Source organism: Pseudomonas abietaniphila, assembly GCF_900100795.1.
GTDB lineage: Bacteria > Pseudomonadota > Gammaproteobacteria > Pseudomonadales > Pseudomonadaceae > Aquipseudomonas > Aquipseudomonas abietaniphila.
Genome location: NZ_FNCO01000012.1, coordinates 219858 through 233195, shown reverse-complemented (window position 1 = coordinate 233195; position 13338 = coordinate 219858). Strand labels below are relative to the sequence as shown.

The following is a 13338-nucleotide window of genomic DNA, read 5'->3' as shown; positions in this document are numbered from 1 at the left end:
TTCAGCGCATTGATACCTCCGGCATGGTACAGCCTCTTCCATTCCCCGATGCTGTTTTGCCCGCGGATGCCAAAGAGAATGGCGGCTTGCTGGTCCGACAATCCATCCTGCTCAATGCGCTGTAGAACACTGAGTTTGAACTGGGCGTCATAGCGGCTGTACTGCCTCGCAAGGCCGGGCAGACCGTGTTGCTGATAGCTGCGCACCCAGCGCTGCAGGATGGAGTGACCGATACCATTTTTGACTGCAACCCCGTTGGTGCTGCTGCCGGCCAGGCATTGTTTAACCAGTTTGAGTTTGAAGGCTGGATCGTACTTCGTCATGGCTGTCCCCTCGGTTGGACTGGGTGTCCAACTTTCGGGGGTCAGTTCATCGGCGGGTTACTTGAAAAGACACCAAGTAACCAAGTGTCCAGGCTCCTGGCTTGGCTTCTCCTTCGTCGAAGTACCCTCACTCCGGCGACGCTCCGTGGGCACGCCGCCATCCGCCATCCATGGCGGGGGGCGGCTCTCGCGGCATCCATGCCGCTCGGCCCACGGAGCGCCACCTGCGTTCAGCCTGCACCCAAGTCGCGTTTTGTGGTGTCTGGGCTGCTGCGGCATGAAGATCAAAAGCCACAGCGCGCTTTGCGCTGCCTAGATCAACACCTCGATCGTTGACAAAACAAAAAACCTGTAGCCGTTAGCTTGCTGACGAATGCGGTGTCTCATTCAGCTTTAATGAAACTGGCTCACTCCCATCGCAAGCACGCTGATTGTTCCCACGCTCCGCGTGGTAACCCATTCAGAGACGCTCTGCGTCATCCGGGGTGTGGCCCATGCTGTCAGGCCAGCTCGGCCCTCAACTGCCGGGCCGCCGCCACCATGTTCACCAACGCCGCCTCGGTTTCAGGCCTCGCGCGGGTCTTCAGGCCGCAATCCGGGTTCACCCACAACCGCTCTGCCGGAATGCGCTGTACCGCCTTGTTCATCAGCGTCATCATTTCCGCCTTGTCCGGCACGCGCGGAGAATGGATGTCGTAAACGCCTGGGCCGATGTCATTCGGGTAATCAAACGCCTTGAACGCCTCCAGTAACTCCATGTCCGAGCGCGAGGTTTCGACAGTGATCACGTCGGCGTCCATGGCGGCAATCGACGCGATGACCTCGTTGAACTCGCTGTAGCACATGTGGGTGTGGATCTGGGTCTCGTCCCGAACGCCCGAAGCGCACAGACGGAACGCTTCCACCGCCCAGTCCAGATACTCCGTCCATTGCGCACGACGCAACGGCAAACCCTCACGGAAGGCCGCCTCGTCGATCTGCACGATCTTGATGCCCGCACTTTCCAGGTCGACCACTTCGTCTCGAATGGCCAGCGCCAATTGCCGCGCCTGCACCTTGCGTGAAACGTCTTCACGCGGGAACGACCACATCAGCATGGTCACCGGCCCGGTCAGCATGCCCTTCATCACCTTGTCGGTCAGGCTCTGCGCGTACTCGATCCAGTCCACGGTCATCGCCTGCGGACGGCTCAAGTCGCCCACAATCACCGCCGGTTTCACACAACGGGAACCGTAACTCTGAACCCAGCCGAAGCGGCTGAACGCATACCCGTCCAGTTGCTCGGCGAAGTATTCGACCATGTCATTACGTTCAGCTTCGCCATGCACCAGCACGTCCAGGCCCAAAAGCTCCTGGGTGTTCACGGCATGGCGTATCTCGGCGCGCATGGCGTCGTGGTAATCATTGGCCGACAGCTTGCCCTGCTTCCACGACTGACGAGCGAGACGGATCGAAGCGGTCTGTGGGAAAGAGCCAATCGTAGTAGTCGGAAACGCTGGCAGATTCAAACGGGCACGCTGCAGGTCGATGCGTTCGGCAAATGCCGATTGACGCTGGCTGTCGGCGGGGGTAATCGCCGCCACACGCGCCTGCACCTCAGGCTTGTGAATGCGTGGCGACTGTTGGCGGCTCAACTGCACCGCACGGCTCTCGGCAAATGCAGTCTGTACGCGCTCGGCCTGAGGATCGTTGAGGGCGGTGCTGAGGATCGAAATTTCATTACATTTCTGTTTGGCGAAGGCCAGCCAGCTTTTCAGTTCGGCATCCAGTTGGTCCTCACGCTCCAGATCGACCGGGCTGTGCAGCAGCGAGCAAGAACCCGCGACCCACAGGTTATCGGCGAAGCGCAGCTGGGCTTCGAGCAACCCCTCACGCGCAGCCTCCAGATCGCAACGCCAGACGTTGCGACCGTTCACCACCCCGAGCGACAACACTTTGTAAGTCGGCAGACGATCCAGCAAAGCCGGCAATTGCTCAGGGGCGCGCACCAGGTCCACATGCAGACCGGCCACCGGCAGCGCAACCGCCAGGCCGAGGTTGTCCTCCAGACCGCCGAAATAGGTTGCGATGAGCTTCTTCAGTGGCGAGTACTGCAGGCTGTGATAGGCGCGTTCAAAAGCGTTTTTCCAGTCCTGCGGCAGATCCAGGCTGAGAATAGGCTCATCGATCTGGACCCATTCCACGCCCTGCCCGGCCAGACGACCGAGAATCTCGCCATAGATCGGCAGCAGGCGGTCCAGCAGTTCGAGCTTGTCGAAGCTGTCGCCTTTGGCCTTGCCCAACCACAGATACGTCAACGGCCCGATGATCACCGGCTTTACCGTGTAACCCAACGCCGTGGCTTCGTCGACCTCTTCAAAAAGCTGTTCCCAGCTCAGTTTGAAGTGTTGATCACGGGTGAATTCCGGGACCAGGTAGTGGTAGTTGGTGTCGAACCACTTGGTCAGTTCCTGAGCGTACTGCGCTGTGCCGTGATTGCCACCGCAGCAGGCACTGGAGGCACCCCGGGCCATGGCAAACAGCGTGTCGAGGATGGGCAGGCCTTTTTCGTTTGTCACGCCGGCGAAACGTTCGGGGATTACCCCGAAGGTCAGCGAGTGCGTCAGCACCTGGTCATACCAAGCGAAATCCCCTACAGGCAGCAGGTCGATCCCTGCGTCTTTCTGGAGCTGCCAGTGAGCAGCGCGCAGCTCACGTCCTACCGACTGCAGAGCCGCCTGATCAAGATCGCCCTTCCAGTAAGCTTCCAGTGCTTTCTTCAGTTCGCGGTCGGCGCCAATGCGCGGAAATCCAAGGTTATGGGCCAGGGCCATGACAACTACTCCACTCAAAATATGGCGCCATTGTCGACACTCGCTGTTACATGAGACAAACTCATTGTTTTCGTGTTGATCACAAAATTCATTCATGGAGCGCCACGGTGCTTGAGATACGCCACCTGAAAACCCTGCACGCGCTGCGCGAGGCTGACAGCCTGGTCGATGCGGCGGATCGCCTGCATCTGACGCAATCCGCCCTGTCCCACCAGTTCAAGGAACTGGAGGAGCGCATGGGCATGCCGCTCTTCGTGCGCAAGACCAAGCCGGTACGCTTCACCAGCGCCGGGCTGCGGTTGCTGCAACTGGCCGACTCGGTATTGCCGCAATTGCGCAGTGCCGAGCGGGACATCTCGCGTCTGGCGGGCGGCGTGGCCGGACGTCTGCACATGGCGATCGAATGCCACAGCTGCTTCCAGTGGCTGATGCCGACCATTGATCAGTTCCGGGATGCATGGCCTGAAGTCGAGCTGGACCTTGCCTCGGGTTTTGCCTTCGCGCCCTTGCCGGCTCTGGCCCGTGGCGATCTGGACCTGGTGGTGACCTCGGACCCGGTGGATCTGGTAGGCATTACCTACGTGCCGCTGTTCACCTACGAGGCCATGCTCGCCGTGGCGAATCAACACCCGCTGGCGAGCAAGCCCTATGCTGTCCCGGATGACCTGGCCACTGAGACGCTGATCACCTACCCGGTCGAGCGTGACCGGCTGGACATCTTCACGCGTTTTCTGGAGCCCGCCGACGTCGAGCCCGCGCAGGTACGCACCTCAGAGCTGACAGTGATGATGATGCAGCTTGTCGCCAGCGGCCGCGGCGTGTGTGGGATGCCGCACTGGGCGCTGCATGAATACAGCTCACGCGGCTATGTAAAAGCCAAGCGGCTGGGTGAGAAAGGGTTATTTGCGACGCTGTACGCGGCGATTCGCGCCGACATGCTGGACGCGCCGTATATGCGTGACTTTCTGCTGACGGCGAAAGACACGTCGTTCTCGACGCTGGATGGAGTCAGTGCAGTGCGGTGAATTGGGAAGCTCTGGTGTAGGAACTCGCGTGCCCGCAATGGCGGCGTATCGGTGATGACGGCGGTGACTGACGCACCGCAATCGCGGGCAAGCGTGCTCCTACAGGGTTCGTTGAAGACTCAGGCGCTTTGCAGACGTCGATACAACGGCAAGATCGAATCCCGCGTCAGCGGCGCCAGAGCCACGTGGCTTACATCACCGGCGTCGACCCACAGGACTTCTTCGATCTCGGCAGCCGGGGTGACGTCATGCGCAACGTCCAGCCGATACAGCTGGCAGTTCACCTCGAAGCCCGGCTCGTTGGCGGCGACCGCTGAAAACTCGCCCAGAAACTGCGCCTGCTCCGGCTCGACCCGCAATCCGAGTTCCTCATGGAGCTCACGCGCCAGCGCATTCACCGCCGTCTCACCCGCATCGATCTTGCCGCCCGGCTGCATGAACGCCTGCGTGCCGCGCTTGCGCACCAGCAAGGTTCGACCATCGGCGCCAATCAGCAACGCTGCAGCGATGCGAATGACCTTCACAGCACCACCTCGGTTTTCAGTGCGCGATGTTCATCCGCGCGTTCCAGCGCCAGCACGATCAACCGATCAATCAGCTCCGGATAGCTCAACCCGCTGGCCTGCCAGAGTTTCGGGTACATGCTGATGGAGGTGAACCCAGGAAGGGTGTTGACCTCGTTGATGATGATTTCACGCGCGTCGGTGACGAAGAAATCCACCCGCGACAAACCGGCACAACCCAATACGCGATACGCCTGCAAGGCGACTTCACGCACGGCTTCGCTGAGGTCTGCCGAGAGCTCGGCAGGGATTGCGATCCGCGCCTGACCGTCGTTCAGGTACTTGGTGTCATAGGCGTAGAACTCATCGTTGGCGACCACCTCGCCGCAGACGCTGACCTGCGGGGCGTGGTTGCCCAACACCGCGCACTCCACCTCACGCCCGACGATGCCCTGTTCGATCAGAACCTTGTTGTCGTACTCAAACGCCAGCTTCAAGGCGGCAACGTAACCGGCCTCGTCCGTGACCTTGCTCACGCCGACGGAGGAGCCCTGACTGGCAGGTTTGACGAACAGCGGCAGGCCCAGTTGCGCCGACACACTGACAAAGTCCACCGACTCGCCCCGGTGCAGGACCACAAACGGCGCCACGGCAATGCCCGCGTCACGGAGCAGGCGCTTGGTCACGTCCTTGTCCATGCACACCGCCGAACCCAGCACGTCGGGACCCACGAACGGAATATCGAGCAGACGCAACAGGCCTTGAAGGGAACCGTCTTCGCCAGAACTGCCGTGGATCAGCGGAAAGACCACATCAATGCGCGGCACTTCCAGACCGGTTTCCATCTCAACGAACTGAGGGCCTTGGGCACCGGGCATCAGCGACAGCAGCCGACCGGATTCGCTGAGCTTGATGTGCGCCGGATCGGTCGCGTTCTGCAGGTAATCGCGCTCGTCAAACCGCAACCAATGCCCTTGTTTGTCGATGCCGATCAGGGTGATGTAGTAGTTGTTGCGATCAATCGCATTGATCACGTTGCGTGCCGATTGCAACGACACTTCATGCTCGGAGGATTGCCCACCGAATACGATGGCGACTGACTTTTTCAAAACGGAAACTCCTGGATTTCAGGTCGCAGAGCTAAAAGCAATTTGCGTCCATAGTCCAGTGTCCGGGGCATCTGAATGACGGAATGACCCTCCAGAACACCCGTTAATGGCAGAACCGGTTAGCCAGAGCCTGTCTGCGCCACCACCTATCAGCGGTTATGTTCCGAAAACCCAACACCAGATCCCGACAAACAGCCAAAAAAAATCCCGCCCCCCAGGTCATCGAAAAACGACACCCAAAGCGCGGGACCTGCCTGCGGTCATTCGGCTTTCCTGGCCCCAGACCCAAACGTCGCGAACCGCTTGTTAAAGCCCGCAATACGCCCCTCAGTCGTGGTCTTGCGTTGCTGGCCGGTGTACATCGGGTGCGAAGCGCTAGACACATCGAGCGCCACGTACGGATAGGTCTGACCGTCGGAATGCTTCTGCGTCCGGTCGGTGTCAACGGTCGAACCGATCAGAAAATAGACGTCGGCTGCCGTGTCGTGAAACAGAACCTGACGGTAGTCGGGATGGATATCGGCTTTCATGTCGTCCTCCAGATTTAGGTGATCATGTAATACGTTATACAGTAACAATTAGAAAAAGTTCAACTCCCCAAATTTTGTAACTGTTACAACTTTGGCCTTTGATCTGGCCGCAAGTGCCTATAAGGTTCGCGCCGCTGACCAAAGCACCCCCGAAACCCATCGGGAACGGAATGAAAAATCACCACCAGGGAGTTGTGCAATGCCAATGATCGATCGATACGAAATGAGCATCCCCAGCCACATGCGTCTGATCGATGCCCGAAGCGCGCTGAATGTTCTCGAGCGTTTCGTGCAGGAAGCCGACGTTCAGATTGACCGTGATGTACTGGCGGACAAGCTGGAGCCATTGATAGACGCATTGACCGAAGCCGCGGACGCAGCGCTTCCCGTGGACAGCCATGAAGCGTTCAACCGCTGGGCGTGCGAGCTGGGCTACATCGCACTGTCGCCCAAGGAAGCAGAACTGATCCAGGACATTCGCAGCTGCACCGAAGAAGGACAGGAAGACATCAGCAAAATGGTCGAGCAGACCCTTGAAACCAAGGAACGCGTCTTCGGCCAGTAACGGGCGGAGCTGATACTTTCAACACGTCATCTGATCGAGGGGAGGGTCATGTGAAATACAGGGGCGCGCCATTGCAGCGCGCCCCGTTCTTGAATCACGCCGCTTCCTGGAAATCCATCTCAGGCGGCTGACGGCGGAACCCGCCAGTGAGCCAGGCCAGGTAGAGACAACCCAGCACCAGCCAGCTTACGCCGAGCATGATCGCCAGCTTGTCCAGGCTGACCATCAGCCACACGTCGGCCAACAGGCCGATAAGCGGGCAGATCAGGAATAGCAATACCTCGCGAAGACCGCGTTTTTCACCAGCGATCCAGTAATGGAAAATCACTGAAAGATTGACGAGGCTGAACGCCAGGAACGCACCGAAATTGATGAACGACGTCGACGTGGTCACGTCCAGTTTCAAGGCGAGCAGCGCCACCACGGCGCAGAGCAGGATGCTGTTGACCGGTGTACCGAAACGCTCGCTCAACGCCGCGAAAAACGACTTCGGCAACACACCGTCACGCCCCATCGCGAAGAGCAGGCGCGAACCGCTGGCCTGAGCCGAAAGCCCCGAGGCGAACTGACCAACGATCAGTCCGATCAGGAAGATCGTCACGAACAGGTCCCCGCCAATATTGCGGGCGATTTCGTACGCCGCTGAATCAACGTTCTCGAACTGCGCAGACGGATGCGCCAATTGCACGAAGTAGGACACACCGACGAAGATCAACCCGCCGATCAAGGTAATCATCATGATCGCCCTTGGAATGGTCTTGCGCGGGTCTTTGGTTTCTTCCGTCAGGGTACTGACCGCGTCAAAACCCAGGAACGAGTAACAGGCAATCGCGGCGCCACTCATGATCAGCGGCATCTGCATATCACCGTTGAAGAACGGCGTCAGTGTCCACAACGGTGTGCTGGCATCGCCCCCGATGTAGTGGATGCACAGCGCGACGAACGCAGCCAGCACGAGGAACTGCACGATCATCAGCAGGGCGTTGACGGTGTTGGCCAGTTTCAGCCCCACGATGTTGATCAAGCTGGTCACGACGATGAACGCCAGTACCCAGACAGGCTGCGGCACAGAGGGAAAGGCCGAGCCCAGGTATGCAGCGCCGATCAACCAGATCGCCATCGGCAGGAACAGGTAATCAAGCAGCACTGCCCAGCCAGCGATGAAACCCAGCTTCGGGCTGATTGCCTTGCGCACGTAGCTGTAGGCCGAACCCGCGACCGGGTAAGCCGCCGCCATGCGGCCGTAACTCATGGCGGTGAAGAACATCGCCACCAAGGCCGCGAGGTAAGAAGCCGGGACCATGCCGCCTGTGGATTGCGCAAGGATGCCGAAGGTGCCGAGCACGATGATGGGGGTCATATAGGCGATGCCGAACAGCACCACCGACCCTAATGAAAGGGTGCGTTGCAAACGAGCCATGAGCGACTACTCCGAATTTATAGGTTTTATGGCAGAGAAAAGTTCGGCAGAACAAAGGCGTTTCTTTTTATTGGAAACTGCCGGGCAGTCGCCGCAACGACGCTCGGCAGGCACTGCTTTTATGCGTGTTTTGGAATCATCAGTTCTCGCACACCGTTGGCGTGCTCGATCACTTCACCTGGCAGGCGCAGGCGCTGATCATCCAGGTAGCGGTAGTCGCGGCGCGCGGCTTGCAGCAGGTTGATATCGAGCTGGGCGCTGAATTGGCATTCTTCGCGGCCAGCTTCCTGCAACAGCGTGCCAAACGGGTCGACCAGCGCACTGCCACCGGCGAAGACCAGCCCGCCATCGCCTTCACCCACACGATTGACCATCAGCGCGAACGCCTGATTTTCCTGGGCGCGTGCCATGATTGCGGTGCGATGCGTCGGGCCGTAAGGGTCCATGTTGCCGTTGGTCACGATGATCAGCTCGGCACCCAGCTGCGCCAGCGCACGGGCCGACTCGGGGAACTCGATGTCATAGCAGATCAACAGGCCGACCCGCACGCCATTCCACAGACAGGTCGCATAACGGTCTCCGGGCGTAAACACGCCACGATCGGACGCCCATAGGTGGGTCTTGCGATACCGCAGCGCGATGCCCTCGGGCGTGATCAACAAGGTGGTGTTGTAGAACCGACCGTCATCGCTTTCGGCCATACCAATGACCACCGAGACGTTGCGCGCCCGAACGGCCTGCCGCACGGCTTGAACGGTTGGACCGTCCAGTGGCTCGGAGACCTGAGCGACGGTCTCGCTGGAGGGAAACCCCATCAGATGCGTTTCCGGGAATACGATCAGCGCAGTGTCATCGGCGCAGGCGGCGATGGCATTAAGCGCGCGCTTCAGGTTATGGCGCGTGCCATTGTCCTGGCCCGTCATTTGGGCAAATTCGACCTTCATGGGTTCTCCTTATCGAGTCACGTTGCCGATCGGGCACAAAATGCTGGCCTGATCATTGGCTCTGCGGGCAGTATGCGCATCAGCAAGTGTTACGGGGAATTACGCAGCTGTAGTAACCCAATAGGGGTAGATCAATGACAATCGCACTTCAGGACATGGCCTGGCATCGCTCGGTCGCCCAGCTGATCGAAGCGCTGGACCGGCCCAACTTCTGGGCACAACTGGTGCGGCTGCTCAATCAATACGTGACGTTCGATAGTTGGGTGGCCCTGCAGTTCAGCGCTGGAGACCGGCCTCAGGTCTTCGCCGAATGCCCCGCCGAGGACGGCAACCCCGATCAGTTGTTTCAGGACTACCTGAAAGGCCTTTATCTGCTGGATCCGTTCTACATCGCCAGCCGCGAGCGCTCGCAAAGTGGGCTGTTCCGGCTGGCTGAGGTTGCCCCGGAACACTTCGAACTGACTGAGTATTACCAGCGATACTTTCGTCTGAATGTCGTGGCCGATGAAATCCAGTTCAATTGCCAGCTCGACAACGACCGCACGCTTTGCCTGTCGCTGGGCTCGACGCAGCGCTTCACCGCCGAGCAGATCGCCTTGCTGTCGATGATTCAACCGTGGGTCATTGCCCTGTTGCGTCAGCGCCTGCCGTTTGAGCTGGCGGAGCCTGTGGCCGATGACGAACGCACCGCTGCGCCGTTGCCGACCGCCGACTGGCGCACCCAACTGGAAGCCTCGGTGCAGCAGAGCCGTGGCGCCCAACTGACCGCGCGTGAGCTGGACGTCGGCCGTTTGATGCTCAGCGGCTGCTCGAGCAAGGAGATCGCGCGCAAGCTGGAAATCTCTGCCGAAACCGTGCGCGTTCACAAGAAACACATGTACAGCAAACTCGGAATCAAATCCCAGTCAGAACTGTTTTCGATTTTTCTTCAGGCGCAGAGCGCTTGAGGCAAAGGAAAGTCTTGCCGAAAAAAGGCGCGGCACAGCGTCTCTTCCATCAACCGTGTTAAGACCCCAGGATTGCCTATGAGCCTGTCCCTTCTAAGTCGCTACGCCTTTTTCGTCGGGTGTGTATTGTTCACCCTGCTGAGCCTCCCGTTCCTCTACCACGAGTGGCTGTGGCCGTTCACACTCGCGACGGCGATCCTCAGCCTGATCGGTATTTTCGACCTCATTCAAGTCCCGCACTCGGTGCGCCGTAACTATCCGATTCTGGGCAACATCCGGTACGCCGTCGAAACGATCCGCCCGGAAATCCGCCAGTACCTGTTGGAGTCCGACAGCGATGCCCTGCCCTTCTCCCGTGCGCAGCGTTCGCTGGTGTATGCACGCGCCAAGAATGAATCGGCCGACAAACCGTTCGGCACCCTGATCGACGTTTATCAATCCGGCTTCGAATTCATCAGCCATTCCATGCGCCCGGCGCCGCTGTCGGACCCTAACCAGTTCCGGGTCACCGTCGGCGGCCCGCAATGCACTCAGCCGTACTCGGCGTCGATCTTCAATATTTCGGCCATGAGCTTCGGCTCGCTCAGCGCCAATGCGATCCGGGCGCTGAACAAAGGCGCCAAACTCGGCAACTTCGCCCATGACACCGGCGAAGGCAGTATCAGCCCGTATCACCGCGAAAACGGCGGCGACCTCACGTGGGAGCTGGGCAGCGGCTATTTCGGCTGTCGCACCGAAGACGGCCGTTTCGACGCGCAGCGGTTTGCCAAACAAGCGCAGGACCCGCAGGTCCGCATGATTGAAATCAAGATGAGTCAGGGCGCCAAACCCGGCCACGGCGGCATCTTGCCCAAGCACAAGGTCACCCGGGAAATCGCCGACACGCGGGGTATCCCCATGGGCGAGGACTGCATCTCGCCATCGCGTCACAGCGCCTTTTCCACGCCGTTCGAAATGATGCAGTTCATTGCGCAACTGCGGGAACTGTCCGGCGGCAAGCCGGTGGGCTTCAAGTTCTGCCTGGGTCACCCCTGGGAATTCATGGGCATCGCCAAGGCCATGATCGAAACCGGGATCCTGCCGGACTTCATCGTCGTCGACGGCACCGAAGGCGGCACCGGCGCGGCCCCTGTCGAGTTCACCGACCACATGGGCGTACCGATGCGCGAAGGCTTGCTGTTCGTGCATAACACCCTGGTCGGCCTCAACCTGCGCGACAAGATCAAACTGGGGGCGAGCGGCAAGATCGTCAGTGCTTTCGACATTGCCAGCGTGCTGTCCATCGGCGCCGACTGGGCCAACTCCGCCCGCGGCTTCATGTTCGCCATCGGCTGCATTCAGTCGCAAAGCTGCCACACCAACAAATGCCCGACCGGCGTCGCCACTCAGGATCCGTTGCGCCAGCGCGCACTGGTCGTCCCGGACAAGGCGCAACGGGTATTCAATTTCCACCGCAATACCCTGCACGCCCTGGCCGAGATGCTCGCAGCCGCAGGTCTGGACTCCCCTGATCAACTGGAAGCCAAACACCTGGTGCGCCGCATGTCGGCCACCGAGATTAAACAGTTCTCCCAGTCTCACGTGTTCCTGCAACCGGGCCAGTTGCTCAACGGTATCGTCGACGACAGCTTCTACTCACGGACCTGGCGTATGGCTCGGGCGGACAGTTTTGAGCCCAATGAGATTGATTGATCTGACCCTGTAGCGCCCGCCTGCCAGCCGCGGTGGTTTCAAACGTCGCCGCCGCTGGCAAGCATTACCGTCTGTAGCTCGCACCGTTGAAACGGTGCCCGCAGACCCGAGACATTCTGTAATACCCCCCTTTTGCTTTTCCCCCCTGAAACAGCCACCCTGCGCGCCGCCGATCAGCGCCCGCTGTCGGCGTGGAACCAAGGCCGCATGCGGCCCTTCTTTAAACAGACTTGCAAGAGCCCCACCGTCATGACGAACGGACGCGACCATCGAATCGACTTCTTTCGAGGTTTGGCGCTGATCTTCATTTTTTGGGATCACGTACCGGACAACCCTTTCGCGCAACTCACCCTGCGTAATTTCGGCTTCAGCGACGCCGCCGAGGTGTTTGTCTTCCTCGCGGGCTATGCCGCCGTGCTGGCCTATGGACGTGTGGTCGCGCGCGACGGTTATGTCGTCGCCTGCCTCAGGATCCTGCGCCGTACCTGGGTGCTGTACGTCGCGCACATTTTCCTGCTGACCTTATTGATGGGCATCGTCTTCGTCGCCAACAACCATGTCGAAACCCGTGACATGGTGCGCGAGATGGGCCTTGAGTATTTCGTCGGCAACCCGCAACAGGCACTCGCCGACGAGCTCTTGTTACGCTTCAAGCCCAACCTGACCGACCCGCTGCCGCTTTACATCCTGCTGATGGGCGCCTTGCCACTGATCCTGCCGATCATGCTGCGCAACGTGGGGGTTGCTGTCGGCCTGTCGATCGCGATGTACATGATGGTGCCGCTGTTCGGCTGGAACCTGCGGGCCTACGAAGGCGGGGGTTACTGGTATTTCAACCCGGTGGCGTGGCAATTGATCTTCGTGCTGGGCGGCGCCTTCGCGATGTACACCCAGCGACCTTCGAGCCTGCGCCCGAACGTACGCCCTGTGTGGCAGCAGCCGCTGTTTCTGTTGGCTGCTGTTTACTTGCTGATAGCAGGCCCCATCACCTTCCTCTGGAAATTCCCCGACGTTCACGATGCACTGCTGCCGAAGGCGTTCACCGACCTGATTTATCCGATCAGCAAAACCGACCTGTCGCCACTGCGTCTCCTGCATTTCGTGGCGCTGGTGTATGTGGTCGCCAAATCGCTGCCGGCCTCCACGGCGTGGCTGGACAACTGGCCTGCCCAGCAAACATGCCGCATGGGCCGTTACTCGCTGGAAATCTTCTGCCTGGGCGTGGTCCTCGCGCCGCTGGCGGATGGCGTCAACGCGCTGGCCGGTGATGTCTGGCAGATGCGCGTGATTACGGCGTTGCTGGGGCTGGGGTTGATGCTGCTGTTGTCTAATTGGCTTGAGCTGAACAAGCGATTGGGGAGCCCGAAGGTGGCGACGGTGGTGCGGGCTTAAATTCCGGGAGACGGTTCGCATAACGGTCCTCGATCCACTTTCCATTACAAATTCTTCATCCTCCCCGCCCAGCGT

General features: G+C 59.7%; 12 protein-coding genes. 5 read left to right on the top strand and 7 right to left on the bottom strand.

From position 1 onward, the window contains the following. Positions 1-323 (bottom strand): transposase (locus tag BLS87_RS22495; RefSeq protein WP_143024453.1); only part of this gene is annotated, 323 nt, incomplete at its 3' end. Between the two features lie 500 nt (positions 324-823). Continuing rightward, positions 824-3136 (bottom strand): 5-methyltetrahydropteroyltriglutamate--homocysteine S-methyltransferase, encoded by a 2313-nt coding sequence (gene metE / locus BLS87_RS22485; protein WP_074755774.1) that lies wholly within the window; start codon positions 3134-3136, stop codon positions 824-826. Between the two features lie 107 nt (positions 3137-3243). On the opposite strand from metE, the gene metR reads away from it, so the two are divergent. After that, positions 3244-4161 (top strand): transcriptional regulator MetR, encoded by a 918-nt coding sequence (gene metR / locus BLS87_RS22480; protein ID WP_074755772.1) that lies wholly within the window; start codon positions 3244-3246, stop codon positions 4159-4161. A gap of 119 nt (positions 4162-4280) precedes the next feature. Here the strand turns inward: metR and BLS87_RS22475 are convergent, their stop codons facing one another. From BLS87_RS22475 to BLS87_RS22465, 3 genes are all read right to left on the bottom strand, one after another. Continuing rightward, complete coding sequence (locus BLS87_RS22475) at positions 4281-4685, bottom strand: NUDIX hydrolase (RefSeq protein ID WP_074755771.1); 405 nt, start codon at positions 4683-4685, stop codon at positions 4281-4283. After that, a complete protein-coding gene (gene ddlA, locus BLS87_RS22470; protein ID WP_074755769.1) occupies positions 4682-5773 on the bottom strand; it encodes a D-alanine--D-alanine ligase in 1092 nt (363 codons plus the stop codon). The genes BLS87_RS22475 and ddlA overlap by 4 nt, the downstream gene beginning before the upstream one ends. A 260-nt stretch (positions 5774-6033) precedes the next feature. Continuing rightward, positions 6034-6303 carry a type B 50S ribosomal protein L31 gene (locus BLS87_RS22465; RefSeq protein ID WP_074755767.1) on the bottom strand — a complete coding sequence of 90 codons (270 nt, stop codon included), beginning with the start codon at positions 6301-6303 and terminating at the stop codon, positions 6034-6036. 199 nt (positions 6304-6502) lie between these two features. Here BLS87_RS22465 and BLS87_RS22460 point away from each other — a divergent pair, with 199 nt between their 5' ends. Then, on the top strand, positions 6503-6868 hold the full coding sequence (locus BLS87_RS22460) for a hypothetical protein (protein WP_074755764.1): 366 nt from the start codon (positions 6503-6505) through the stop codon (positions 6866-6868). Between the two features lie 94 nt (positions 6869-6962). Here the strand turns inward: BLS87_RS22460 and BLS87_RS22455 are convergent, their stop codons facing one another. Both BLS87_RS22455 and BLS87_RS22450 read right to left on the bottom strand, forming a co-directional pair. Beyond that, positions 6963-8288, bottom strand: coding sequence for an APC family permease (locus BLS87_RS22455; RefSeq protein WP_074755762.1), 1326 nt, complete (start codon positions 8286-8288; stop codon positions 6963-6965). 119 nt (positions 8289-8407) lie between these two features. Next, complete coding sequence (locus BLS87_RS22450; protein ID WP_074755760.1) at positions 8408-9232, bottom strand: carbon-nitrogen hydrolase family protein; 825 nt, start codon at positions 9230-9232, stop codon at positions 8408-8410. 134 nt (positions 9233-9366) lie between these two features. Between BLS87_RS22450 and BLS87_RS22445 the strand changes: the two genes are divergently transcribed. The 3 genes from BLS87_RS22445 to BLS87_RS22435 all read left to right on the top strand — a co-directional run bounded on the left by BLS87_RS22445 (position 9367) and on the right by BLS87_RS22435 (position 13263). Further along, the gene (locus BLS87_RS22445) at positions 9367-10179 is read left to right on the top strand and encodes a helix-turn-helix transcriptional regulator (protein ID WP_074755758.1); all 813 of its coding nucleotides are present in this window, start codon (positions 9367-9369) and stop codon (positions 10177-10179) included. 78 nt (positions 10180-10257) lie between these two features. Further along, entirely contained in the window at positions 10258-11871 is a 1614-nt protein-coding gene (locus BLS87_RS22440) for an FMN-binding glutamate synthase family protein (protein WP_074755756.1), read from the top strand. A gap of 249 nt (positions 11872-12120) precedes the next feature. Beyond that, positions 12121-13263, top strand: coding sequence for an OpgC domain-containing protein (locus tag BLS87_RS22435; RefSeq protein ID WP_074755754.1), 1143 nt, complete (start codon positions 12121-12123; stop codon positions 13261-13263). The last annotated feature ends 75 nt before the right edge of the window (positions 13264-13338 follow it).